The organism is Rahnella sp. 1L-D-7-B-C2, from assembly GCF_057290995.1.
Map to the genome: position 1 here is coordinate 178,435 of NZ_JBXAVQ010000003.1, position 23,988 is coordinate 202,422.

At 53.3% G+C, this 23,988-nt stretch carries 24 protein-coding genes and 1 pseudogene; 9 read left to right on the forward strand and 16 right to left on the reverse strand.

All coding sequences use genetic code 11. The features are described 5' to 3' along the window. Positions 1–241: 241 nt before the first annotated feature. From AC0Z7K_RS07030 to AC0Z7K_RS07040, 3 genes are all read left to right on the forward strand, one after another. On the forward strand, positions 242–2,722 hold the full coding sequence (locus AC0Z7K_RS07030; protein WP_485613579.1) for a membrane-bound PQQ-dependent dehydrogenase, glucose/quinate/shikimate family: 2,481 nt from the start codon (positions 242–244) through the stop codon (positions 2,720–2,722). 189 nt (positions 2,723–2,911) lie between these two features. Next, positions 2,912–3,583, forward strand: a complete 672-nt coding sequence (locus AC0Z7K_RS07035; protein ID WP_485613580.1) for an HAD family hydrolase — start codon at positions 2,912–2,914, stop codon at positions 3,581–3,583. Between the two features lie 345 nt (positions 3,584–3,928). Further along, positions 3,929–4,600, forward strand: coding sequence for an oligogalacturonate-specific porin KdgM family protein (locus tag AC0Z7K_RS07040; protein ID WP_485613581.1), 672 nt, complete (start codon positions 3,929–3,931; stop codon positions 4,598–4,600). Positions 4,601–4,808: 208 nt separating this feature from the next. Here the strand turns inward: AC0Z7K_RS07040 and AC0Z7K_RS07045 are convergent, their stop codons facing one another. The 6 genes from AC0Z7K_RS07045 to AC0Z7K_RS07070 form a co-directional block, all read right to left on the reverse strand. Then, complete coding sequence (locus AC0Z7K_RS07045; RefSeq protein WP_485613583.1) at positions 4,809–5,384, reverse strand: TerD family protein; 576 nt, start codon at positions 5,382–5,384, stop codon at positions 4,809–4,811. A 79-nt stretch (positions 5,385–5,463) separates the two neighbouring features. Then, positions 5,464–6,042: a TerD family protein gene (locus AC0Z7K_RS07050; RefSeq protein ID WP_112163966.1), complete on the reverse strand. Its 579-nt coding sequence runs from the start codon at positions 6,040–6,042 to the stop codon at positions 5,464–5,466. Between the two features lie 50 nt (positions 6,043–6,092). Beyond that, positions 6,093–7,136, reverse strand: a complete 1,044-nt coding sequence (locus AC0Z7K_RS07055) for a TerC/Alx family metal homeostasis membrane protein (protein ID WP_413531288.1) — start codon at positions 7,134–7,136, stop codon at positions 6,093–6,095. A 28-nt stretch (positions 7,137–7,164) separates the two neighbouring features. Then, positions 7,165–7,620 (reverse strand): tellurite resistance TerB family protein, encoded by a 456-nt coding sequence (locus AC0Z7K_RS07060; RefSeq protein ID WP_056779881.1) that lies wholly within the window; start codon positions 7,618–7,620, stop codon positions 7,165–7,167. Positions 7,621–7,663: 43 nt separating this feature from the next. Further along, positions 7,664–8,824: a TerD family protein gene (locus tag AC0Z7K_RS07065; protein WP_485613585.1), complete on the reverse strand. Its 1,161-nt coding sequence runs from the start codon at positions 8,822–8,824 to the stop codon at positions 7,664–7,666. Then, positions 8,824–9,414 (reverse strand): TerD family protein, encoded by a 591-nt coding sequence (locus tag AC0Z7K_RS07070; RefSeq protein ID WP_413531290.1) that lies wholly within the window; start codon positions 9,412–9,414, stop codon positions 8,824–8,826. Before AC0Z7K_RS07070 ends, AC0Z7K_RS07065 begins: the two co-directional genes overlap by 1 nt. Positions 9,415–9,736: 322 nt before the next feature. Here AC0Z7K_RS07070 and AC0Z7K_RS07075 point away from each other — a divergent pair, with 322 nt between their 5' ends. The 6 genes from AC0Z7K_RS07075 (at position 9,737) to AC0Z7K_RS07100 (ending at position 15,418) form a co-directional block, all read left to right on the forward strand. Further along, positions 9,737–10,825 (forward strand): ATP-grasp domain-containing protein, encoded by a 1,089-nt coding sequence (locus AC0Z7K_RS07075; protein ID WP_485613586.1) that lies wholly within the window; start codon positions 9,737–9,739, stop codon positions 10,823–10,825. After that, positions 10,822–11,970: a phosphoribosyltransferase domain-containing protein gene (locus AC0Z7K_RS07080; RefSeq protein WP_485613587.1), complete on the forward strand. Its 1,149-nt coding sequence runs from the start codon at positions 10,822–10,824 to the stop codon at positions 11,968–11,970. The genes AC0Z7K_RS07075 and AC0Z7K_RS07080 overlap by 4 nt, the downstream gene beginning before the upstream one ends. Further along, the gene (locus AC0Z7K_RS07085) at positions 11,967–12,740 is read left to right on the forward strand and encodes an HAD family hydrolase (RefSeq protein ID WP_485613589.1); all 774 of its coding nucleotides are present in this window, start codon (positions 11,967–11,969) and stop codon (positions 12,738–12,740) included. Before AC0Z7K_RS07080 ends, AC0Z7K_RS07085 begins: the two co-directional genes overlap by 4 nt. A gap of 1 nt (position 12,741) precedes the next feature. After that, a complete protein-coding gene (locus AC0Z7K_RS07090) occupies positions 12,742–13,821 on the forward strand; it encodes a cysteine protease StiP family protein (RefSeq protein ID WP_485613590.1) in 1,080 nt (359 codons plus the stop codon). Continuing rightward, positions 13,821–14,777 carry an HpcH/HpaI aldolase/citrate lyase family protein gene (locus tag AC0Z7K_RS07095; RefSeq protein WP_485613592.1) on the forward strand — a complete coding sequence of 319 codons (957 nt, stop codon included), beginning with the start codon at positions 13,821–13,823 and terminating at the stop codon, positions 14,775–14,777. Before AC0Z7K_RS07090 ends, AC0Z7K_RS07095 begins: the two co-directional genes overlap by 1 nt. A gap of 161 nt (positions 14,778–14,938) precedes the next feature. Beyond that, positions 14,939–15,418 (forward strand): tellurium resistance protein TerW, encoded by a 480-nt coding sequence (locus AC0Z7K_RS07100; protein ID WP_413531296.1) that lies wholly within the window; start codon positions 14,939–14,941, stop codon positions 15,416–15,418. A 54-nt stretch (positions 15,419–15,472) separates the two neighbouring features. On the opposite strand, the gene AC0Z7K_RS07105 is transcribed toward AC0Z7K_RS07100, so the two are convergent. From AC0Z7K_RS07105 to cor, 10 genes and pseudogenes are all read right to left on the reverse strand, one after another. Beyond that, entirely contained in the window at positions 15,473–16,243 is a 771-nt protein-coding gene (locus tag AC0Z7K_RS07105) for an ABC transporter ATP-binding protein (RefSeq protein ID WP_485613911.1), read from the reverse strand. Positions 16,244–16,268: 25 nt separating this feature from the next. After that, a complete protein-coding gene (locus tag AC0Z7K_RS07110) occupies positions 16,269–17,135 on the reverse strand; it encodes an ABC transporter ATP-binding protein (protein WP_485613593.1) in 867 nt (288 codons plus the stop codon). Further along, positions 17,107–18,012 carry an ABC transporter permease gene (locus AC0Z7K_RS07115; RefSeq protein WP_413531298.1) on the reverse strand — a complete coding sequence of 302 codons (906 nt, stop codon included), beginning with the start codon at positions 18,010–18,012 and terminating at the stop codon, positions 17,107–17,109. Before AC0Z7K_RS07115 ends, AC0Z7K_RS07110 begins: the two co-directional genes overlap by 29 nt. After that, entirely contained in the window at positions 18,009–19,052 is a 1,044-nt protein-coding gene (locus AC0Z7K_RS07120; RefSeq protein WP_485613594.1) for an ABC transporter permease, read from the reverse strand. Before AC0Z7K_RS07120 ends, AC0Z7K_RS07115 begins: the two co-directional genes overlap by 4 nt. Then, the gene (locus AC0Z7K_RS07125) at positions 19,049–20,695 is read right to left on the reverse strand and encodes an ABC transporter substrate-binding protein (protein ID WP_485613595.1); all 1,647 of its coding nucleotides are present in this window, start codon (positions 20,693–20,695) and stop codon (positions 19,049–19,051) included. The genes AC0Z7K_RS07120 and AC0Z7K_RS07125 overlap by 4 nt, the downstream gene beginning before the upstream one ends. Before the next feature lie 52 nt (positions 20,696–20,747). After that, positions 20,748–21,281, reverse strand: a pseudogene (locus AC0Z7K_RS07130) (enolase C-terminal domain-like protein); the annotation flags it as partial. A gap of 371 nt (positions 21,282–21,652) precedes the next feature. Continuing rightward, entirely contained in the window at positions 21,653–22,036 is a 384-nt protein-coding gene (locus tag AC0Z7K_RS07135) for a S24/S26 family peptidase (RefSeq protein WP_112166115.1), read from the reverse strand. A gap of 9 nt (positions 22,037–22,045) precedes the next feature. Then, positions 22,046–22,285: a hypothetical protein gene (locus AC0Z7K_RS07140; RefSeq protein WP_485613597.1), complete on the reverse strand. Its 240-nt coding sequence runs from the start codon at positions 22,283–22,285 to the stop codon at positions 22,046–22,048. Between the two features lie 111 nt (positions 22,286–22,396). Continuing rightward, on the reverse strand, positions 22,397–23,641 hold the full coding sequence (locus AC0Z7K_RS07145; protein WP_485613599.1) for a phage tail fiber protein: 1,245 nt from the start codon (positions 23,639–23,641) through the stop codon (positions 22,397–22,399). A gap of 57 nt (positions 23,642–23,698) precedes the next feature. Continuing rightward, on the reverse strand, positions 23,699–23,935 hold the full coding sequence (gene cor, locus AC0Z7K_RS07150) for a phage exclusion lipoprotein Cor (RefSeq protein WP_485613600.1): 237 nt from the start codon (positions 23,933–23,935) through the stop codon (positions 23,699–23,701). Positions 23,936–23,988 lie beyond the last annotated feature (53 nt).

Below are 23,988 nucleotides of genomic sequence, written 5' to 3' on the forward strand. Positions count from 1 at the left end.
ATCAGACAGATATATAAATATATCTTCCCCCTGCATTTTCACACTATTTCTTTACCGAATTTCAAACTCTCCGTTACACATTCACAACCACGTTGAGAAGTATTACTATTTGCGCGAAATTGTTCTGTATGGTTCATTTTATGGCTAAAGGTCATCGGGTGTTACCCCTTTTCAGCGCAGCTTTCTTTTACCCATCTTTTCTACTATCTATTTCTATAACACATGTGCAGTGAGATAAATCATGCCAACTACTAAGAGTAAATGGACCTGGCTCCTCTGGCTACTGAGCGCGCTGATGGTTGTCATCGGTCTGACGCTGGGCATCGGCGGCGCGTATCTGGCCACGTTGGGAGGAAGCCTTTACTTCCTGTTGATGGGTCTGGCGCTGATCGTGTCAGCCGTGTTGATCTTCAAAGGCAAGCCTTCGGGGGCATGGCTTTACGCCGTGGCCTTTGTGCTTTCAATTATCTGGGCCGTCTGGGATGCAGGTCTGGCGTTCTGGCCGCTATTCTCCCGCCTGTTCACCTTCGGCGTTCTGGCCTTCCTGACCGCGCTGGCATATCCGCTGCTGAAAACACGCGCGGGACGGGTTGCCCGTAAAGGCCCAAGCTTCTCGCTGGCAGCCGTGCTGGCCGTTGCGCTGATCGCCGCTTTCGGTAACACCTTCGTGCCGACGCCAATCATCAGCGCCGACAACGATCAGGCACCGGTAAAACCGGTCGCGCCGGGTGCACAACAGAAAAACTGGGAAAACTGGGGTAACACCACCGCCGGTGACCGTTTCGCTGCACTGGATCAAATCAATAAAAACAATATCGATAAACTTCAGGTCGCTTGGATTGCCCATACCGGCGATATCCCACAGAGCAACGGATCCGGCGCTGAAGACCAGAACACACCGCTACAGGTAGGCGATAAACTGTTCGTTTGTACCGCGTACAGCAAAGTGCTGGCGCTGTCAGTCGATGACGGTAAAAAACTGTGGTCCTACGATTCCAACTCCACCGCGCCGAACTGGCAGCGTTGCCGTGGTCTGGGCTATTACGAGAATGCCACCGCCTCTGCTGCGCCAGCCGCACAGCCTGCTGCAGATGCTGCTGCCATGCCTGATGCATCAGCGGTCGCCGCAGAAGCAACGTCCTCCACTCCCCCTGCGGCACCACATTCACCGGCTGCGACCGGGGGTACAGTCAGCGCCACCTGCGAACGTCGTCTGTTCCTGCCAACCATCGATGCGCGCCTGATCGCCATCAACGCTGATACCGGCAAGCCTTGCGCTGATTTCGGTGATAACGGCGTGGTTGACCTGAAAGTCGGCATGGGCGAAGTCAAGCCGGGCTACTACCAGCAGACGTCTACGCCGCTGGTTGCCGGTAACGTCGTCGTGGTCGGCGGTCGTGTGGCGGATAACTTCTCCACTGGCGAACCCCCGGGCGTGGTACGTGCATTCGACGTCCACACCGGCGCACTGGTCTGGGCATGGGATCCGGGCAATCCAAACATTACCAAACTGCCACCGGAAGGTCAGACTTACACCCGTGGTACACCGAACGTCTGGTCAGCCATGTCGTATGATCCAAAACTGGGTCTGATCTACATGCCAACCGGCAACGCAACGCCGGACTTCTTCGGCGGCACACGCACCGAACTGGACGACAAATACAGCTCTTCCATCGTCGCAGTGGAAGTAGCAACGGGTAAAGTCCGCTGGACCTTCCAGACTACGCATCACGACCTTTGGGATTTCGACCTGCCGTCTCAGCCGCTGCTGTACGACCTGCCGAACGACAAAGGCGGCAGCACGCCAGTACTGGTGCAAACCTCCAAACAGGGCATGATCTTCATGCTTAACCGCGAAACCGGTGAGCCGGTCGCGAAAGTTGAAAACCGCGAAGTGCCGCAAGGCAATGTACCTGGCGAACGCTACTCCAAAACGCAGCCTTTCTCCGTCGGGATGCCGAACATCGGCAACCAGACCCTGAAAGAATCTGATATGTGGGGCGCTACGCCGATGGATCAGCTGCTGTGCCGCATCGAATTCAAAGGGATGCGTCACGAAGGCGTGTATACGCCTCCGGGCCTCGATCGTTCCCTGCAATTCCCGGGATCGCTCGGTGGTATGAACTGGGGCAGCGTTTCGGTTGATCCGAACAACGCCCTGATGTTCGTCAACGACATGCGTCTGGGTCTGGCGAACTACATGGTTCCGCGTGCCAAAGTGCCAACCGGCGCAAGTGGTATAGAAATGGGAATGGTGCCAATGGACGGTACGCCGTTCGGCGCAGTGCGTGAGCGTTTCCTGTCTCCGCTGGGCATTCCTTGCCAGAAACCCCCGTTCGGTACGATGTCTGCGGTTAACCTGAAAACCGGTAAAATCGTCTGGCAGGTGCCGGTCGGTACGGTAAAAGACACAGGCCCGCTGGGCATCAAAATGCGTATGCCAATGGAAGTGGGTATGCCAACGCTGGGCGCGAGCCTGTCAACGCAATCCGGCCTGCTGTTCTTCGCCGGTACGCAAGATTTCTATCTGCGTGCGTTCGATACCGCTAACGGTAAAGAGATCTGGAAATCTCGTCTGCCGGTCGGCAGCCAGTCTGGCCCGATGAGCTACGTTTCACCGAAAACCGGCAAACAGTACATTATCATCAGCGCCGGCGGTGCACGTCAGTCTCCTGAGCGTGGCGACTATGTGATCGCCTACGCCCTGCCTGACGAGAAGTAAGTTTTTACTTCACATAAGCCATAAAACCCCCGCCCGCTGATGCAAATCGGCGGGCTTTTTTTTGTTCCTCCTCTCACACAGCAGCAGACAACAATGATCAACAAGCGCAAAGCGATTACACTACCGCTATAAACGAGTTACGTTGTCCCGCATTTTTCGCAGGGAACAACCGAAGGAGCGTATTGAACGATGGTTAATGATGTAATAAACGTTGGCAATTCCCTGTCCGTTTTTGATTTCGACGGCACGCTGACAAAACACGACAGCTTCGTCCCCTTCCTGCGCTTTGCCTTTGGTAAACGCGTCTTTGCGCGTCGTATGGTACGTTTAGCCTTGCCCACGCTGAAATGCGTTGGCCGCCGGCTGACCCGCGATGAGCTGAAGGAAGTGCTGATCCATACCTTTATGACCGGCGTTGAAGCCAAATGGATTGAAGAGAAAGCTGCTGAGTTTTGCGAACGTTACTGGACCCGCCTGATGCGCCCTTCCGGACTGATCGCAGTGGCCACGCAGGTCAACTCAGGTGCTATCGTAACGATCTGCTCAGCCTCCCCGGCGATGGTGCTCAAACCTTTCGCCGAGCGTTTGGGTATCCGGTTAATCGGCACCAATCTGGAAGTGAAAGATGGCGTCCTGACCGGGCGCATCAGCGGCCACAACTGCCGCTGCGGCCAGAAAGTAGAGCGCCTGGAAGCAGAATACGGCCCGCTTTCCTCTTACCACTTGCGCGCATGGGGCGATACCCGTGGCGACTACGAAATGCTGGCTGCGGCGCAGGAACCCTACTGGCGTCACTTCCACGGTTCGTGGGCAAAGCGAAATCCACCGATCGCAAGGATTAAGCAATTGCAGAGTAAGTGAGTTGAGTTAATGAGAAGGCGAAAATGATCGTCTTCTCATTCATTTTTTCCACCGCACCGTCTCCATTACCTTCCCCAGTTTTAATTAAATTACCTTCATAATAATGACAATTAAATTCACTGAGTGGCACTTAAATGAAGACTATCCTTTCTTGTTTCACAGTTTCAGACTCTTTATAAACCTCTGGTATTATCACTCAAAATTAAACTTCTTCTGCACTTGTGACCAGCATTCAACTTTATATAAAAACAAAATTAAATTATTGAAACGCCTTTTCAATAAGGCTATTTTCGTGCACACCCACTTTAAGCACCTTTTGTTTGTAATTATTAAAATGGATTTGACATGAAAAAATATCTTATTTTTTTATTCTCTCTGGCAGCCACAAATGCACATGCGGTATATATGGATGTGCGTCATGAATATCTTGATGACAGTAAAGCAAACTATGACCGTGTGTATATCTCCAATCGCTTTAGTAACGGCTTCGGTTTTGCTGTTGAAGCAATTTCTAAATCAGGCGGTGATGACACCAACAAAGCGTTCAATGACCTTGAGGTTCAGGGCAATGAGTACACAGTCAATTACCAGTTCAACAGTGGCGCAGTGGCCTGGCAACCCGGTTTCGTGCTGGAGACGGGTAGCGGTTATTCAACCTACAAGCCCTATTTACGTTCTATCTGGACAATCAATCAGGCATGGTGGGTGGGCGCCCGTTACCGGTTTGAATACACCCGCCGATCTTCCGACTCGCGCGATGATGACACGGTAAATCGTATGGATGTCTGGGCAGGATATAAATGGAATAACTTCGACTGGACAGTGGAGGGGATCTATAAAAAAGCCGATAAGTATGACCTCTACAACAACAGTAAATATAACTACGAATATAATTTCAGAACTGCATATCTCATCGGCCCCTGGTCACCCTTTGTAGAAGTCGGGAATGTTTCAGTGCGAAGCACCACCGATGAACGCCAGACGCGTTTCCGTGTAGGGTTGGGTTATACGTTTTAATTTCACGCAAAATATTCATTACCCATTTCATTATGAAATACATCCAATGCGCGTAACTAAAATGTTAGTTTTTTTAAAATAACAAGAAATGTCAATGTATCGCCAACACTCCAGAGCGTTACTTATTAATTAATATAAAAACCAGAGTAGAAATTGATAAAAAAAGCCCCGCGGTGTAACCAGCGGGGCTGTCAGACTTACGCGTGATTTAGATGTTCACGCCATGCTGAGAGGCCAGTGCGGACAGGCCGCCTGCGAAGCCCTGACCGACGGCTTTGAATTTCCATTCTGTGTTGTTGCGATACAACTCGCCAAACACCATGGCCGTCTCAGTGGACGCATCTTCAGACAGGTCGAAACGGGCGATTTCGGTGCCGTTATCGTTGTTGAATACACGCATGAAGCTGTTGCTGACCATACCGAAGTTTTGCTTACGAGCTTCTGCATCGTAGATCGTTACGGCGAAGACCAGTTTTTTGACTTCAGCAGGGATTTTGGACAGATCGATTTTGACCTGCTCATCATCACCTTCACCTGCGCCGGTACGGTTGTCACCCATGTGAGTCACGGAACCGCAGGTGCTGGTTTTATTGTTGAAGAAGATGAAGCTCGCGTCAGAAATGACTTTACCGTCATCACCGACCATGAACACTGAAGCGTCGAGGTCAAACTCTGCGCCATCTGTTACGCGTGCATCCCAGCCGAGACCGACCATGGCCACATTCATGGTTGGGGCTTCTTTAGTTAAGGATACGTTGCCGCCTTTAATCAGAGAAACTGCCATTTAAAACTCCTGTAATACGTGATGTTCATTACAGCAGGCAGCGAAATGCCGCCTGCCGGGTTGCCAAAAACTTGCTCAATTACGAAGCGTTGATGCCGTACTGTGCGCACACAGAACTCAGGCCGCCCGCATAACCCTGACCCACCGCGCGGAATTTCCACTCGGTGTTATGACGATACAGCTCACCAAACAGCATCGCCGTTTCGGTGGAGGCATCTTCTGTCAGATCGTAACGCGCCACTTCCTGATGGTTGTCGTCATTCACCAAACGGATGAATGCGCCAGAAACCTGGCCGAAACTTTGACGTCGCACGGTCGCATCATGGATGGTGACCACGAAGACGATTTTATCGACTTCAGCTGGGATCTGATCCAGTTTGATTTTCAGTGCTTCATCATCGCCATCGCCTTCACCGGTGCGGTTGTCGCCGGTGTGCAGGACTGAACCGTCGGTAGATTTCAGGTTGTTGTAGAAGATGAAGTCTGCGTCACCGCGCACTTTGCCTGCGCTGGTCAGCAGGAATGCAGAAGCATCAAGGTCGAAATCCTGGCCGTCAGTTGAGCGGGCATCCCAACCCAAACCGATCAGCACATTTTTCATTGTTGGTGCTTCTTTGCTTAAAGAAACATTACCGCCTTTAGAGAGTGAAACGCCCATAATAATAGCCTCTATAGTTAACGTTAATTTTCAAGGGGGAAGGCAAGGGCTTAGCCCTGTTTGCCTTCCTCTGTATCAGGTTTTCCAGGGAACAATATGCTGACAATGATCCCCACTGCCAGCACGCCCAGAACAACAAACAGACTTGCGTTAGCAGAAATATTGTAACCGTGATGCCACAGATGGTCAGTTGCGTTAAGACCCAGTTTCACACCGATGAAGAACAGCAGCACGATAACCGCTTTCTCAAGGTGCGCCAGGTACTGTTTCAGCGCTTCCAGTACGAAGTACATCGTACGCAGACCAAGGATGGCGAACATCATGGCGCTGTAAACGATCAGCGGTTCACGGCTTACGGCGATAACCGCAGGAACGGAGTCAAATGCGAACATGACGTCGGACAACTCCACCACGGCCAGACACAGCATCAGCGGTGTGGCGTATAGCGCGGCTTTCCCTACGCGGCCGACTTTAATGTCTTTGTTCTCAGGTTTTGCCAGTTCTGCGTCGACTTCTTTCTGGCTTAACAGGAAGGCGTGTCCTTTCAGTTTCGGCCAGATTGGGAAGAAGCGTTTCACCATACGGTATGCGATGTGCTGAGAATAATCTTCGATCTCGTCATCATCCCCGCCGCTTTTGAGCATCATCACTGCCGTCCACAATACGACGACTGCAAAGACAATCTCGACCCACGGCCCCAGCGTTAACAGGCTCGCACCGATGGCAACGAAGATACCACGGAAGACAATCGCCCCGATCACGCCCCAGTAAAGCACGCGGTGGCGCAGGTTATCCGGTACGGCAAACCACGAGAAGATAGCCATCATGACAAACAGGTTATCAACCGACAGGACTTTCTCCAGCGCATAACCGGTGATGAACAGGCTGGCCACTTCAGAGCCATGATGAATGTAGAGGAAACCGGCAAATGCCATCGCCACGACGATCCAGAAGACCGTCCAGAGCGCAGCACTTTTCAGCGAAATCGGCTTGTCATGACGATGCATGAACAGGTCGATGAAGATCGCACCGAGCGCCAGAACAACAAATACCGTGACGGTTTCAGCCGGGAAACCGATATGCGTGGATACCATAAATAGCCCTTAAGCCAGAGTGTTAAAATTAAAGACCGAATTCGGCCGGGGTGAAACCTAATGCCAGAGCAATTTCGCGGACTGCGGTTTGCTCGTCCTGATCGAAGTCACCATCGCTTTTCGCCACGGCGATACCGACGCGAACCGCCAGCTGTGCTGCTTCTGGCTGGCTTTTCAGCGCCAGTATGTATTTCATGGTTTCGCCTTTACCGATTTCGTAATCGAAGCTGAAGCTGGTGACCAGTTCGTTGAAGAACGCGATCACTTCTTTGGTTTCGAACACTTTCAGTTCAGGAGAGGCCTGAAGGAAGCCGATCATTTTTTGCTTTTCTTCAGAGCTCACGCCATTGCTGGAGACGGCGATGCGTGCGCACACGGCCACCGTACCCTGCATGAATTTTTTGTTTTTGAAACGGCCAACCTGTTTGGTGAGCTCGTCACGACCACTGTTGAATGCGCCTTTCACTTTGTCGAAGAAACTCATTTTTTCTGCCCTCGGATTATTAAAATTATGTTGAGTATCACTACTATTTGGAACCAGCTGACCAGCGAAAGCCCCAGCCGAGCGCGTTATCCATATCTTTATGGCCGCTGTAAAACTGGTTCAGACGCTCTACTTTGATCGTCCCGTTTTCGTTCACCAGGCGGGCGATCGCACACATATTGTGGCGGTTCGATCCCTCGGTTAAGCGCGTTTCAATCGGCGGTTGTTCAGGAATGTGCATCGTGACCACGCCGTCGGTTTTATCCCAGCTCGCCACACCTTCGTAGATGAAAGCGTAAATCAGGACTTCGCGGATTTTTTTCCACTCGCGGCCATTGATGTGCAACCACTCGCCGTCGCGAACCTGACCTGTACGATCATCGCCCTGCAACTGAACAAACGGCTCAGCGTTCAGGCGGCCAAAAGTGTTACCGAGTGCCTGGATCACGCCTTTAGTGCCATCCTGCAATTCAACAAATGCGCCTAAATCCAGGTCAATGCCTTTCGATTTGTTGAACATGCCGCCGAACATCCCACCGCCGGAACCGGTGTTACTTTCCTGATTCCAGTTGAGGTTAATTTTAATTTCACCAAAGTTGTCCCGCTTCGCCAGACTGATGGTCGGTTTTTCTTTGGTCAGCGATACTTTGCTCAGGCTAATTTTAGCAGGCTCAGGCGTTGGGGCCGGAGCAGGTGCCGGAGCGGGCGCATCTGAAATATCCACACCAAAATGCTCGGCCAGCGGTTTCAGGCCACCGTTGAATCCCTGCGCAATAAAGCGGAATTTCCACTCTGCATTGCGGCGGTAGATTTCACCCAGAATCAGTGCAGCTTCCTGACGTCCGTTAACATCGACATCGCCGGTCAGCAGCACGCTGCCGTTCTGCTCAACCTGAATCGTCAGACGTTTCAGGCCCGAAAGCGTCATGTTGCCGTCGCAGGTGGCTGTGAAAGCCAGCTTTTCGACGTCAGGACGCAGGCGATTAATGTCCACGGTAAACGCAGTATCGGTGCCCGCGCCGGTGAGTTTTACAGATGCATCGTCATTGACGGGTTGGCCGTAAAACACCATGTCCGGATCGCCCTTCACTTTGCCTGTGGCATAAAGTCTGAAGGAAGAAGCATCGACCGGGACGCCAGAAAGCACGCGCACCGTCAGAACCTGTGAAGGAATGGAGGCATTGCCTCCCGGCGTCATAGTCATTAGCGCACCACCGTAGCCACGATATCGGAATGCATGTCGTCAATAGTGCGGCCGGTTGAGGCCTTACCGTGTGCGGTGAAATCCCATTCGCCGTTGTTGCGCGCAAGCGAAGCAATAATGATGCCAGTGTGCGAGCCCTGCTCCGTCAGCTGATAACGGGCGAGTTCTTTACGGGATTGATCCACCACACGGCAAAATGCGTTGTCGACTTCGTTGAAGGTCTGACCGCGGAAACTGTTCACGGTGAACGCCAGATATTCTACCTGTGCTGGCAGGCGGGTCAGATCAACGGTGATCACTTCATCGTCGCCATCGCCTTCACCGGTCAGGTTGTCGCCCATATGGACAACGGAGCCGCAGCTTGATTTCAGTTTGCGGAACCAGATGGTATCGATGGTCTGACCTGCGCGGTCTAACAACACGCATCCTGCGTCTAAATCAATTGAATCGTTACCGCCGCCCCCTAAAAGACCACCCAGGAATCCCTTTTTCTTTTTCAAAGGATCCCAACCCAACCCGAACTGGAGTTGATTTAACGAAGACGTTTGTTTGCTGAGTGAAACAGTTTGGTTCTTGCTTAATGAAACCATTAGATATTCCTTCAGAGATAGGTTAAATCATTATTTTTTTGCATCAGAATTCCATGTACTTAAAAATCATATCATGACGAAGTAGTTGCACAACCCACAATTTACCCCTAATTTGCTTAACAAAAGATAATGCATTGAAATTAAATATTTATTTTTTGATAATTTACGTTTTTTGACGATTCACCAGCAACAACGCCTGTCTAAAAAACACAATTTTACAACATAGTCATATTAATCATGTTATGATTGACATGTTGAAAATCCCTACATAGACTCTCAGAGAGTTCTTCTTCCCCTCTTCATTTCTGGAATATATACGCCGATGAGTCACGTAATTTGGTTAATGGAAGGTCTGTCGTCACAGCGCGACATTATTTTGGGCATCAAAGACTTTTTTAAATTCGAAAATAAAGATGTCACCGTCATTGCCTCACATCGTTTTCACAGAAATGAAATTCTTTCTCTGGCAGATATCGCGCTCATTGAACCCGCAGAGGATGAAGACCGCCTGGCGTTTATTACGTCAACCGTCGCACAGTACGGTGTTAACGCCATCCACACCGGCCGCAACTGTCAGTGGTTTGAAACGCACCGTGCGGAAATTGTCGCTTCTGGCGTCACCCTCACCACTGGCGCGGTCAGCAACGCCATGTTTGAACTGGCCGACGATAAAGTGGATTTCGCCAGCACGATGCAGCAACACGGCCTGCCGGTTGTGCCGTCCATCCGCATTGAATCAGCCGAAGAATTACGGGCACAGCTTGCCAATAACACCAGCTCCGAATCCCTGTCCGGTACCACTATGCTGTGCGTGAAACCCGTTGTGGGTATTTATGGCATGGGATTCTGGCGATTTGATGACAACGTCAGCCACATGGCGGCTTTCACCCATCCGGACAGCCGCAAAGTGCGTCCGGAGATGTATCTGCATGCGGTAGAACAGATGGAAACGTTTGAACCGCTAGTGTTAATGCCTTATCTGCCCGGTCCGGAATACTCTGTCGATATGGTGGTCGAGCGCGGAAAAGTCATCGCGGCCGTAGCCCGTCGTAAAGAAGGGGCACTGCAATATCTCGAACAGTCTGGCCCGGCATATGAACTGGGCAAAATGTGTGCCGAAGTGATGCAGGCCGACGGTCTGGTGAATGTGCAAACCCGCAATAACGATCACGGCGAGCCGGTCTTGCTGGAAATTAACATGCGCCCAAGCGGCGGCATCGGTTATACCCGCCACAGCGGCGTCAATCTTCCCGGCCTTTTTGCCGCCCGTAAGCTCGGTCTGATGTCAGAAGCTCAGGCCATGATCGCGGCAACCGGGAATTTCTCACAGGCCGTTGTAAGGTCAATGACAGATGTGATCCCTTACAACACCACGCTCGACAACCTGTCTTCAGGACAAGGAAACACATGATTATCCCCAACGCTGTTTATCGCCGTGAGCTTTCCGGCGGTACGCTGACCGTGACCCCGACCGGCGGACAGCATTCGCTGGACGCTTTGTTTGATATCGCCGAGCGCCGCAATCCTAAGCGCGCGTTTTTATTCGTCAGCAAAGTGCTCGGGCGGCATATTCCGATCGCCCCCTCCGTGATGCGCTCTGCCTATCGTCAGCTTGCCCTGCAAATTCCAGCGGATTTACCCGAGCCGGTGTTATTTGTCGGCCTGGCGGAAACGGCGGTGGGACTAGGTGCAGGCGTCTATGATGAAGCCTTGAGCCGTTATAAAAACTCTGTCTATCTGACTTCAACGCGCCATCCGGTGGCGGGCGATCTGCTGTGCGAATTTAAAGAAAATCATAGCCACGCGACGGATCACCTGCTTTATCACCCGGCAGATCCGGTCCTTCGCGCCCTGGTGCAGGATGCAAAAAGTCTGGTACTGATCGACGACGAAGCCACCACCGGTAATACTTTCATTAATCTGCTGAAAGCCTTGCGTGCTGACGCCGGGCTTTCGCAGCTTGAACGCGTGGTGACCGTCACGCTGACCGACTGGAGCGGCAACGCCATTGAGGCCAATTGCCCTCTGCCGGTCACGCCGGTTTCTCTGGTGCAAGGCGACTGGCACTGGGAAAAGAGACCGGATGCGCCGGTTCCGGTCATGCCCGCCGTTAACGTCACCGCCACCGGCAGCGTCGCCATCACCGGCAAACAGAGCTGGGGCCGCCTGGGGATGGCGATTCCTGCGCGCGATCTGGGTAAAGCGATCACCGCTGCTGCTGGCGAAAAAGTGCTGGTGCTCGGTTCGGGTGAATTCGTCTGGGAACCGCTGCTGCTGGCGGAGCGCCTTGAAAAGTCGGGGGCTGACGTGAAATTCAGCTGCACGACCCGCTCACCGATTTCTACCGGTTATGCCATCCAATCTGCTATTGCTTTTACGGACAACTACGGGCTCGGCATTCCAAACTTTGTCTATAACGTGGCGCATCAGCGTTTCGACCGCATTCTGTTGTGTGTGGAAACGCCTGCGGACAGTGTGGATCCTGCCCTGCTCGATGCCCTGAAAAAAGTGGCAAATACCGTTGAGGTAGTGGTTTATGAAGGTGAGTCTGTATGAATAAGCCGGTGGTTTTTTCCGATCTGGACGATACGCTGTTTCAGACGCGCCGTAAGATGGTCGATGAACTGGCGCTTGAGCCGTTCCGTCCGGGCGCGTTGGATCGTTCAATGTCCGCGCGCAGCTTCATGACCGAAGAACAATCCATGCTGGTGGACTGGCTGCTTGAACATGCTGATTTTATCCCGGTCACCGCACGCGGCACGGAAGAAATTGGCCGGGTGACCATTCCGTTCAGCTCATGGGCGATTGCCACCCATGGCGCAGTGATCCTCACCCCGCAGGGTGAACCGGATGAAGAGTGGAAAGCGCATATGCTGGACAGTCTGGCGGCCTACCGTGAGCGCCTGATCTCTATGCAACAGGGCATCACCGAACTGATGGAAGAGCGCAAGATCAGCGGCTGGGCGCGCATTAATTACGAATACGGCGACACGCCGGTGTATCTGGTGATGAAGCACACTGACAGCACGCGCCTCGAAGAACTCTACGCCATCGGCGACGAGATCGAAGCCACGTTCCCGACGGAAGGTTTTTACATTCACCGCAACAGCAACAACATTGCGTGGCTGCCGACGCCGGTCGAAAAAGGTCTGGCGACGCAGTTCCTGCTGAAAAAATTGCGGGAAGAACGCGGTGTGTTCCCGGTCATCGGGCTGGGTGACAGTCTGAGCGACCATCGGTTTATGAAACTCTGTAACTGGTTTGGCATGCCGCAACAGAGCCAGTTCGCTGAGAAGATCAGCCAGCACATCTTCGGGGAGAAATAATATGCAGCCTTTTACTCCTTTTTCCGGCTCATATCTGCCGGAAGACGTGCATTTTCTGTTAACGCCGGTGGAAATGGAAATGACGCCGGTTGATCAAAAAGAACGGCTGATTCAGTCCGGTGAAAAACATTATTCCGAGATGCTGAGTCAGGAACCGGAGCCAACTGCGTGGCATCTGGACTTATTTTCCCGCGCACTGGATCAGGGCGCGGTTCGCCTGGCGAAAGAAGTGGTGATGCTGGCCAAAGCGCTGGTCGCCCGGTTTGGCGATACGCCGGTGGTGCTGGTCAGTCTGGTGCGTGCCGGTGTGCCGCTGGGTGTCATGTTGCAGCAAACCCTGCGGGCAATGGGTAAACAGTCTCACCATTACGGCGTAAGCATAATCCGTGACCGTGGCATCGACGAAACAGCGATGGACTGGATTGAAACGCAACACGGCACCGAAGGCATCGTGTTTGTCGATGGCTGGACCGGCAAAGGTGCGATCACTGGCGAACTGCGCCGCTCGCTCGCCTCCCGCAGCGGTTATCCGCAGGATCCGCGACTGGTGGTATTGGCCGATCCGTGCGGCGTTTCCTGGCTTTCCGCCAGCGACGACGACTGGCTAATCCCGTTTGGCATCATGGGCGCACCGGTTTCCGGGCTGATTTCACGCTCGATCTGGTCATCTACTGGGCTGCATGGCTGCGTGAAGTGCGATCATCTGAGCCAGTTCGAATGCAGCCGCCTGCTGGTCGATACCGTGGCAGATTGTCGCAATTCACTGGATCTCGGCGCTATCCCTTCCAGCCAGTGGCTACCCCAAGATTACGTGCATCTGAAAACCCAGAGCGAACAGGTGATTTCGTCCCTCGCCGCAGAATACGACATTTCAAGCATCAACCGGATCAAACCGGGTATTGCCGAGGCCACGCGCGCCGTGCTGCGCCGCGTGCCGGAACACGTTCTGGTGCGATCCGTGAACGATCCGGACGTTGCGCTGCTGGTCTATCTGGCACGTGAAAAAAACATCACCATCACTGAAGTCGGTGACCGCATCGGCCAGTACCGCGCCGTCACCATTATCAAAAAGGTTCACTGATGACAAAGAGACTATCTCCCTACCGGCTGGGCGCCACGCTTTACATGCCCGCCACCCGTAACGATATTGCGGGCAGCATTCTGAATAATGAAATCGACGGATTACGTTCTATCGTGATCTGTCTGGAAGATGCGGTCAGTGACGCAGACGTGCCTGCGGCATTGCAAAATCTTCGTCAGGTTTTGGTCGAGCTGAAATCCGCAAAGGACGCCGGTCTGGGCGCTGACTGGCCGCTGGTATTTATCCGTCCGCGGGACCCTGAGATGGGTAAGTTTCTCACCGCCACGGCAGATCTCACCCCTGCTGACGGGCTGGTATTACCAAAGTTCACGCTGGAATCGCTGCCGGTCTGGTGGGACATCATGAAAAACACGCACCTGTGCATGATGCCGACGCTGGAAACCGAAGATGTGTTTGACGTGATGCAAATGCGCAAGCTCGCGACAGCGCTGCTGGAGCATCCGTGTCATTCCCGTATTATCGCGCTGCGCATCGGCGGTAATGATCTGATGAACGTGATTTCTTTGCGCCGTCCACGCAACCTCACGCTCTATGACAGCCCGATGGGTTATGTGATCAAAATGCTGGTCGCAGTGTTTGGCTCGCGTGATTTCGCCCTGACCTCTCCGGTGTGTGAGCACATTGACGATCACGACGTAATGGAAAAAGAGCTGGCGCTGGATATGGCCCACGGGCTGGTGGGCAAAACGGCTATTCATCCGAATCAGATCGCCAAAATCGAACGTGCGCTGATGGTCACGTCTGCCGATCACGCCGATGCGCTGCGCATTCTGAACTCCAGTCAGGCGGTCTTTAAATCTCAGGGCGCGATGTGTGAACCTGCGACCCATCGTCGCTGGGCAGCCCGCGTGCTCGAACAGGCGCAAATTTACGGCATTGCGCAGGAGGAAACACAGGATGGTGTGCGGTTTTTCACGGCCAACCATCTGAATTAAGACGTTTCACACAGATTCATTTACATGATGTTGAACATAGACCTGATAGGATTTTCAGCCCTGCAGGCGCCATGGAAAGGTAATTAGAGGGATGCTAATGATAAATAAGCATATTTTCCATGCACCATCGCCCATTAAACGACGACAGGCACTGACTAATCATGCAACTCAGTACACGACAAGCACGTATTTTCCGACTGGCACAATTGCTTGGTGCCGGACACCCCGTGTCGGCGACCAAAATTTTCACCGAGCTTGCCTGTTCCGAACCCACGCTGACCCGGGCTTTAAAGCAAATACGCGAAACCTATTCGGCTGAGATTAAATACAGTAAGGCGACACACTCTTATCAGCTCACCGGACAAGGTACGCTGGATAAAAAAGCTTTACGTCAGATGACTCAGGCACTTCAGTCCAGTGAGGATCATAAAAGCGGGCAGGCCGTCAGCCATGTGTCGCTGGATAAAGAAAAGAAGAAGCCGGTTTCGCTCTCGCTACGTATGTCTGTTTTGCGAAAAATTGATCGGCTGGCAATGCTGGTGGAGACTTCGCGCAGTGACGCCGTCGAAATGCTGGTTGATCGCTGTATCGCTGATGTCATGAAAGACTTGCGCCAGCCGCAAAGTATTGCGCAAAAATAGCCCGAACATTTTCTGTGTCGTTCCGGCATCTGACCGGAACGACAGGATATTGCATTACAACATCACTTTCGCCGCCATTTCCCGGCTGTAATCCCGGCTGGCATCCACCAGCACGCGGGTGTAATCCTGTTCAATATCACCGCGCAGCAGCGCGTCGGTTTCCAGGGTTTCGAGGATTTTACCGAACTTCATCACCGCAACGCGCTGGCAGAGATGGGCTATAACCCCCAAATCATGCGTCACCATCAGATACGTCAGCCCTTCCTCTTTCTGAAGATCGAACAGCAAATTGAGAATTTCCGCCTGCACTGACACATCCAGCGCCGACGTTGGTTCGTCGAGCAGCAATACGCGCGGTTTGAGGATCAGCGCACGCGCGATGGCGACGCGCTGACGCTGACCGCCGGAAAGCTGATGCGGATACCGGCTACGGAACCCACGATTCAGGCCGACTTTTTCAAGAATAGTGTTAATGCGTTGATCGCGCTGATCGATGCGGTGAATTTGCAACGGCTCTTCCAGAATGTCACCGATGGTATGGCGCGGATGCAATGAACCGTACGGATCCTGAAACACCATCTGCACCAGACGGCAGCGGTCGCGGCCAATCTTATGCTCCAGCTGTTGCCCGTCGATTTCCAGTCCACCCTTCCAGTGAGTGAACAACCCCGCCAGACATTTCAGCACCGTCGTTTTACCTGAACCGGATTCGCCCACCAGCCCGAAAATCTCCCCCTCGCGCACGGCAATGTTCACGTCGGTCAGCACCTGTGTGGTTTTCGCCCCCTCACCAAACGTCAGGTTCAGATTACGAACGTCGATCATGGTTTTTACTGACATTTCAGTCTCCTTAATCGGTCAGCCAGCTGGCCTGACGTTGCATTACCGGCAGCGGATAACGGCGGTTATCCATGTCCGGCAGCGCATTCAGCAAGCCGCGCGTGTAAGGGTGTTGCGCATTATCGAGATCGGTCGCAGCGATGGACTCCACCACCCGGCCGGCGTACATCACCAGTACGCGGTCGCAGAAACTGCGCACCAGGTTGATGTCGTGACTGATAAAAATCAGCCCCAGACCGCGTGTTTTCACCAGATCATCAAGCAGCTCCAGCACCTGTAAACGCACGGAAACGTCAAGCGCCGACGTCGGTTCATCGGCAATCACCATTTCCGGGTCGGTGATAAGCATCATGGCGATCATGATGCGCTGCCCCTGCCCGCCCGAAATCTCGTGCGGATACAGGCCGTACACGCGTTCCGGGTCGCGAATACGTACCACGTCGAGCATGTTCAGCACTTTGCGTTTGGCATCCTGATACGAGCAGGCATGGTGCGAACGCCAGGCTTCGGCTATCTGGTCGCCGACGCACAGCACCGGATTCAGCGAGTATTTCGGATCCTGCATAATCATCGAGATGCGCTTGCCGCGCACCTGACGCATCTGCTTCGGCGTGGCGTTCAGCAAATCCACATCGCCGAACTGCATCCGTTCGGCAGTGATTTTGGCTTTCGCCGGATGCAGCTGAAGCAATGCGCGCCCGACGGTAGATTTTCCCGAACCGGATTCACCGACAATCGCCAGTTTTTCACGCCCGAGCTGGAAGGACACGCCGCGCACCGCCTGCGTGACCTGACGACCATTCACAAAGCTGACGTGCAGATCGCGCACGTCGAGTAACGCCGGAGCGTCAGTCATTTCGGGGATCGAGGATGTCACGCAGGCCATCTCCTAAAAAGTTGAACGCAAGGCTGTTAATCAGGATCGCCAGACCGGGGATCGTTGCCACCCACCAGCACTCCATCATGTAGGTACGGCCACTGGAAATCATTGCGCCCCATTCAGGATCCGGTGGTTGCGCACCGAGTCCAAGAAAGCCGAGACCGGCAGCAGTCAGGATAATGCCCGCCATATTCATGGTGATTCGGATGATCACCGACGGCAGACACAGCGGCACAATGTGACGCCACAGCACCCGCAGCGGAGACGCCCCTTGCAAACGTACCGCCGAGATGAAATCGGCCTGACGCAGCGAGAGGGTTTCGGCGCGCGCAAGACGTGCAATCGGCGGCCAGGCGGTCAGCGTAATCGCGATCACCACGTGTTCCAGCCCGGGACCGAGGGCGGCGACAAAAGCCAGCGCCAGCACCAGGCTCGGGAAAGAGATGAAAATATCGGTCACGCGCATCAGCACCATGTCGGTTTTACCGCCGAAATATCCGGCTGTGACGCCGAGCAGCAAACCCAGCGGGCCGACGGTCACCGACACCAGCAGTACGATGTACAGCGTGATCCGCGAGCCGTACACCAGACGGCTAAAAATGTCGCGGCCAAATTCGTCGGTGCCGAACCAGTGCGCCGCCGAAGGCGGGCTCAGCGCATTGTTTAAATCCTGTACCAGCGGATGGAACGGCGCGATCCACGGTGCGAACAGCGCCACAATCATCAGCACCAGCACAATCGCCCCACCGATGGCGGTCAGCGGATTGCACGCCATCTGCCACAAGAAATGGCCGATGCGGCCAAACGCCCGTTTCACGCGCTGACGTTTTTCATCGCCCGCGCTGAGCGTCACAGAATCGAGGGAAATCGTCATACTTTTGTCCTCGGGTCAAAGACCTGGTACAGCAGGTCAGAGAGCAAATTCAGCACCACGAAAATCATGCCGACCACCAGCACGCAGCCCATCACCGCGTTCATGTCACCCAGCATCAGGCTGCTGGTGAGATACGAACCGAAGCCCGGCCATGAGAAGACGGTTTCGATCAGTACCGCGCCTTCGAGCAGTGAGCCGTAGGCCAGCGCCACCACGGTCAGCAGCTGAACGAGAATGTTGCGAAACGCATGGTTCCACAGCACATCCCATTCGCTCAGGCCTTTAACGCGGGCGGTGATGATAAATTCCTGCGAGAGCTGCGCCAGCATAAAGCTGCGGGTCATGCGGCTGATGTAGGCCAGCGAATGAAAACCGAGCAGTGACGCGGGCAGGATCAGGTGATTGAGCGCGTTGCGAAACACCTCCCAGTTACCGGCGATCAGTGAATCAATCAGCATGAAACCGCTGTGCCGCGTCACCTGTCCGTCAAGGCTGAAATCCAGACGCCCCGCGCCGCCCACCCATCCGAGCCAGGCGTAAAACACCAGCAGCCCCATCATCCCGACCCAGAAAATCGGCGTGGAATATCCGGCCAGACTGATGATGCGCACCACGTAATCCGCGACGCTGTTACGTTTCGCCGCCGCCAGCACGCCCAGCGGAATGCCGACGCCCGCGCCGAGAATGATCGCCAGCGTCGCCAGCTCCATGGTTGCCGGAAAGACGCGGACAATGTCCTGCGTCACCGGTTTACCGGTCAGCAGCGCATTACCGAAATCACCCTGCGCCAGCCCGGAAAGATAGATGCCAAACTGCGTCCACAGCGGTTTGTCGAAGCCGAGCTGGTGATAGACCTGCTGATAGGTGCTGTGGTCGGCGTCCGGCCCGACAATCGCCAGTACCGGATCCACCGGCATCACGCGGCCAATGAAAAACGTCAGCAGCAACAACCCGAACAGGGTTACGGCCACCTGCACCAGCCGTTTACCGATGCGTCCGGCAGGAATGTTCGCGTACCAGGTTTGCGTTTGCGTGGTCATAACCCTTTACCTCCGGCTGAAGGATCAGTTGCCTGACTTTCATCTTTATAAACGTCACGCAGGAAAGTGGTGGCGGAAGGATGCGGCAGGTAATTTTTGACGTCCTTGCGCACCACGATGGAATCCACCATTTGCGACAGCGGCACCAGCGCCGGGATCAGCGCGTCGTAGCGTTCCTGAATCGCGAAGTAATCCTGCTTTTGCTTTTCCGGATCGCGTTCAAGCAGCGCCTGATCGATATCCGTATTCAGCTGTTTATCGTAAAAACCGGTGCGCCACCCCTGGAAATTGGTCAGGCGCGCAGCGTCATTGTTATCGGGGTTGTAAACCAGCGCCCGCAGGCTTGAATGCGGATGCGGTTCCACACCGCTGCCGCCGCGCCCGACCAGCATGTCGAACTTGCGCTCGCGCATCGCACCGTAAATCTGGTTACCGGTGCCGGTAACGATTTTGGCGCGAATCCCGGCCTGCATCAGCGTGGACTGCACCGCAATGGCAATGTTGAGGAAGGGTTGATCGGCCAGCACCCGCAGCGTGGTGTCAAAACCGTCAGGGTAACCGGCTTCCGCCAGCAGCGTTTTGGCGCGTGGAATATCCAGTTTATAACCCGGATCCGGCAGCGTAGCAGGCATCCCGACCTGAATCGGTCGTTGGTGCACAATGCCGTAACCGTTCATCAGCGCTTTGCCGATACCCTGATAATCAATCAGATAGCGTACCGCTTCGCGCACTTTAGGATTGGCAAAATGCGGCTCCTTCATGCTCATTGCCACGTAATAAATGGTGCCTTTTTTCACCGTATCGACGGTCATCGCAGGATCGTGACTCAGAGCGGTGACGTCAGACACCGCCATATTATTGGCGATATCCAGATCGCCTTTTTCGATCATCAGACGCAGGGTCTGAGATTCCTGAAAATGACGGAACACCACGCGGGAGAGACGCGGTTCGCCGCGCCAGTACTGCGGATTGCGACTCATGTTCAGCACATCTTTCGCCTGCCAGCTGTCGAGGCGAAACGGCCCCGAACCGGCTTCGTTGGTGGTCAGCCAGCGGTTGCCCCAGTCGCCGTTAACTTCATGCGCCTTAACGGTTTTGCTGTCCAGCGCCACCACGCTGCCGAGCGCGGCCAGTGAGTAAATCACCAGTTTTGGATCGTTCGGTTTAGGCAGCTGAATTTCGACAATGCCCGGTGACGGCGTGCGCACCATCTCATCGACATTCTTTTTGGTGAAACCGTAAGATTTCCACACCGATGCCTGCGCCAGATTCAAGTGCAGGATCCGGCGCATCGACCACACCACGTCATCCGCGGTGACCGGATTGCCGGAGTGGAATTTCACGCCGTCGCGCAGATGGAATGTGATCAGATCCCGCGCATCGTTCACTTCCCATGAGGTCGCCAGCGCCGGGCGGACGTTGGTCAGCTCCTGCGGATCCAGCTCAATCAGCGGGTCATACAGATTCACCACAATGCCGACGATGTCATTCCCGGTCATGGCAGCCGGATCGAGCGTCAGCAGGTTGTTCATGTTCATGCCGATAAGCAGCTGGTCGGGGGGCGTTTTTGCCTGTACCGCCCCGCCGCTTACCGTGAGCAGGAGCGCGAGGATCCACGCCCCGAAGGGTGTGCCTGTGTTCATGATGTACCTTCCGGGTAGAGTCAGAGGTTTATTATTTTTTTCTGCCCGCAGGTCAGTCTCGGCTGACGGTATGGGTTTCTATGTACTCAAAATTAATGTCCTCTCCAAGGCCGGGGCGATTCGAAAGATGTACAAAACCTTGCTCATCCATCGGGTCAACGATGCTGTTGAGATACGCAGCGGGTTCGTCGTATTCAAGGAACGGATGCAACAGGCCGCGTTCGTACCAGCGACAGTTACGGATTGCGCCGACCACCGCCAGACTTGCCGCGCCGTTGCCATGAACTTCGCAGTCCATACCGAACGCTTCCGCCAGACTGGCGACTTTCATGCATGGCGAGATCCCGCCGACGCCGTTCGCTCCGGCGCGTAAAATGTCGCAGGCTCCGGCTTTTACCCAGTCCGCACGGCTGTGATGTTTACCGCCCAGGCTTTCCGGCCCAATGACGTCGATCGACAGGTTTTCCGCCAGCCAGGCGTAAGACGCCATGCTCTCTTCTTCCATCGGCTCTTCGAACCACGCGAAGTTGAGTTTTTCCAGCGCTTTGCCGATGGTCAGCGCCTGACTGCGGCTGTACCAGTGGTAGGCAGTTTACCTTTAAATAAATAATTGTTTTATAATGAATTTAATTAGTTTTCTCTAATTAATTGGCAAACAATTCTTACCACGTATTCTCATGTATTTGCAGGAAAAAAAATTAGTTTTGCAGAAGGGATTTTTGGAAGATTGTTTATTTCTATGCGGAGGCGATCTAGCATAAACGTCCGGGGGTTCAAATCCCCCCAGCTCCACCAATTTAGATAGGACAGTGGCAGGACAAGCTCATAAAAACCAGTAACTTATGAGCGGAGTTAAGACCCAGCGCTGACACCATCTAGACAGAAAAGGATACGTAAAAGATACGCGGCTCCTTCTGTTAAGAGAACCTCTGCCACCAGCAGAGGTTTTTTTTCGTCTTAAATGCACGGAGTGTCGTCGAACACATCATTCCTGGCATCGTAGATGATATGCGTCACCACCCCCTCGATCACCAGCTCGTCATCTGTGAATGCTTCGCCGAACTCAATGAAGACGTTCTTGTCTGCCAGTGACTCCAGCCCGCGACGCAGGATTGTTACCAGCCTCCACACATCCATTTCTCCGTTGATTTGTGCCAGCAGCAGATTACCGTCGACCGGTTTGATTGCCGGGTCTATCAGCAGCATCGTGCCGGAGTTGATATGCTTCCCATGGTACCGCTCTGCGATGTACAGGCGAGATGCCGGGCCGGTGCAGTTACAGACTTTGTTCAGGTCGATACGTGATTCAACGTAGTCACTTGCTGGTGATGGAAATCCCATGATCTCTCCTTATTTTACGTAGCCCATGTTTTTCAGAAAATAGCGCTTACTCTCGCCCTCTTGATCCGAGTAGTCCCGGAAGAATCCCTGATAGTGCGTTATCCATTCATTAGCTTCACGTAATGACCAGAAGTGGTTTACCTTCGCCAACTCAGCAACAAATCGCTCAGTTGTGACAACCTGTCCTTTCCTGGGATCCTGCGTGACGCTTCTAATAAAAGCGCCTTTGATATCGGAATATTTGGGCATACGCACCTCACAAAATACTGTTTATGCATACAGTATAATCATGTGGAACGCGGACTGAAAAGTCCGATCAGCCACATTTCTTTTAGGTTGCTGATCGGAAAGAGAAGAAAGTTATGTGGTCAGGCCCGCGTCTTGAGAATCGAAATATGACTGAGCCTGTTCGATTTCTTTGTGGAAAAGGGAATCCTGCGGCATTTGAACCCTTACTGAAACAAACTGATCCGAAGGTATATCAATAGGATCTCCATCCTGATAACCCTCAATATTATTCCTTGCAAAAGCTGGGGCATTAGGATGCTCGCGATGGTAGGTTTTCACTGTCACCGAACCGTCGGCTGATACATCATAATCCAGCCAGATATGTGGCAAGCCATTCTTATCCTTGGGTAGCTCGAAACCACCGTCTATCCCGCCCCAGGCCGCATCTGAATTCAGTCCTGAACATCCTTCAATGAGATATTCTCCCTTTGCCACGCGCGTGACGCTGCAACCTCTCGCCTCCTCACTCACGTCTGTTCGGCCATCACTGAAAAGTTTAACAATAGGTGAGGCTTTCTTGATAAATCCGTTGGTGTCTACGGTTGTGGTGAAGTTATCCCAAAGGTAACGATAAACGGCAACACCTACGTTGCCGTAACCTCCCAATACCGAGATAGGAGAACTGCCAACGTGTGGAACGGTGATGTGAAGCCAGGTATCGCTTACTTTTGCAAATAGACAAGCGGCGTTCTGCAACGTGTTAAAGTTTGTTCCAGTAATAGCGGTATTATTCCGTACAACACCCAACTGATAAGGAGCCTTTAGTCCGTTAATATAGTTATCGATATTATTTTGATTAACGACAATGCCAGTATTTACCCCATCAATTCCAAATCCTACTTTAGCGCCTCCCACCGAAGTCGCACCGGTTCCACCCTGGTTGACAGGTACTGCACCAGACACTTTTGTTGCCGCATTGTTGGCCAGATAATTCCACGAAGGGCCAGTAAAATTGGAACCATCTGGAAGCGTTACCGTCATATTGCCCGAATTACTGTAGACTTGCTGCCAGTTAGCCTTGTCGAGATTAAGACCACGAATGGCTTTCGCCACATCGGCTGCAACCTGCGCGGTTATGCCGACAAGTGTGGCATTTGGTACAGCTGTCCATGCGTTACCGGTGGCGGTTGGTCCGCCATATGGGGTGATTAACGTTAATGATGTTGCTGATGCTGTTGCCTTGACCCCCAAGGTATAAGTCACACCGCCGACAATAACGACGATAAAGTCGTTTGCTTTTAAGTCGGTGGTAAACACGGTTCCGGTACCCGACACGGTTGCAGAGTTATTGGTTAATGCGATGGTTCCTGCCGACATGTTTTGCTCCAGGCATAAAAAAACCCGCCGGAGCGGGTTTAGATGATTAGGGTTGTATCATTTATCGCACGTTGTGCGGATGAAATTAGTTTTACTGACCCAGCGCCAGCCGAACGGATCGCCAGCCTGATACTGAGTTTGATTAGCGACCTGACGGACACCATAAATCTGCACCGACGTTTCTTGCCCGCCGATGAGTGCCGTACCACTACAGACGGGTTGCTGCTTATCAAGGATGCCTGAGCACCCGGAGACCAAAGCCGCCAGACCAATTACCATCATAATTTTTGTCATTTTTCTGTCCCTTGAATATTGATACCAGAACGATAACAACGATATTTATGACT

Coding starts and splice junctions, on each gene's coding strand:
- AC0Z7K_RS07030 (WP_485613579.1), top strand. CDS start 242: ATGCCAACTACTAAGAGTAAATGGACCTGGCTCCTCTGGCTACTGAGC.
- AC0Z7K_RS07035 (WP_485613580.1), top strand. CDS start 2,912: ATGGTTAATGATGTAATAAACGTTGGCAATTCCCTGTCCGTTTTTGAT.
- AC0Z7K_RS07040 (WP_485613581.1), top strand. CDS start 3,929: ATGAAAAAATATCTTATTTTTTTATTCTCTCTGGCAGCCACAAATGCA.
- AC0Z7K_RS07045 (WP_485613583.1), bottom strand. CDS start 5,384: ATGGCAGTTTCTCTGATTAAAGGCGGCAACGTATCCTTAACTAAAGAA.
- AC0Z7K_RS07050 (WP_112163966.1), bottom strand. CDS start 6,042: ATGGGCGTTTCACTCTCTAAAGGCGGTAATGTTTCTTTAAGCAAAGAA.
- AC0Z7K_RS07055 (WP_413531288.1), bottom strand. CDS start 7,136: ATGGTATCCACGCATATCGGTTTCCCGGCTGAAACCGTCACGGTATTT.
- AC0Z7K_RS07060 (WP_056779881.1), bottom strand. CDS start 7,620: ATGAGTTTCTTCGACAAAGTGAAAGGCGCATTCAACAGTGGTCGTGAC.
- AC0Z7K_RS07065 (WP_485613585.1), bottom strand. CDS start 8,824: ATGACTATGACGCCGGGAGGCAATGCCTCCATTCCTTCACAGGTTCTG.
- AC0Z7K_RS07070 (WP_413531290.1), bottom strand. CDS start 9,414: ATGGTTTCATTAAGCAAGAACCAAACTGTTTCACTCAGCAAACAAACG.
- AC0Z7K_RS07075 (WP_485613586.1), top strand. CDS start 9,737: ATGAGTCACGTAATTTGGTTAATGGAAGGTCTGTCGTCACAGCGCGAC.
- AC0Z7K_RS07080 (WP_485613587.1), top strand. CDS start 10,822: ATGATTATCCCCAACGCTGTTTATCGCCGTGAGCTTTCCGGCGGTACG.
- AC0Z7K_RS07085 (WP_485613589.1), top strand. CDS start 11,967: ATGAATAAGCCGGTGGTTTTTTCCGATCTGGACGATACGCTGTTTCAG.
- AC0Z7K_RS07090 (WP_485613590.1), top strand. CDS start 12,742: ATGCAGCCTTTTACTCCTTTTTCCGGCTCATATCTGCCGGAAGACGTG.
- AC0Z7K_RS07095 (WP_485613592.1), top strand. CDS start 13,821: ATGACAAAGAGACTATCTCCCTACCGGCTGGGCGCCACGCTTTACATG.
- AC0Z7K_RS07100 (WP_413531296.1), top strand. CDS start 14,939: ATGCAACTCAGTACACGACAAGCACGTATTTTCCGACTGGCACAATTG.
- AC0Z7K_RS07105 (WP_485613911.1), bottom strand. CDS start 16,243: ATGATCGACGTTCGTAATCTGAACCTGACGTTTGGTGAGGGGGCGAAA.
- AC0Z7K_RS07115 (WP_413531298.1), bottom strand. CDS start 18,012: ATGACGATTTCCCTCGATTCTGTGACGCTCAGCGCGGGCGATGAAAAA.
- AC0Z7K_RS07120 (WP_485613594.1), bottom strand. CDS start 19,052: ATGACCACGCAAACGCAAACCTGGTACGCGAACATTCCTGCCGGACGC.
- AC0Z7K_RS07125 (WP_485613595.1), bottom strand. CDS start 20,695: ATGAACACAGGCACACCCTTCGGGGCGTGGATCCTCGCGCTCCTGCTC.
- AC0Z7K_RS07135 (WP_112166115.1), bottom strand. CDS start 22,036: ATGGGATTTCCATCACCAGCAAGTGACTACGTTGAATCACGTATCGAC.
- AC0Z7K_RS07140 (WP_485613597.1), bottom strand. CDS start 22,285: ATGCCCAAATATTCCGATATCAAAGGCGCTTTTATTAGAAGCGTCACG.
- AC0Z7K_RS07145 (WP_485613599.1), bottom strand. CDS start 23,641: ATGTCGGCAGGAACCATCGCATTAACCAATAACTCTGCAACCGTGTCG.
- cor (WP_485613600.1), bottom strand. CDS start 23,935: ATGACAAAAATTATGATGGTAATTGGTCTGGCGGCTTTGGTCTCCGGG.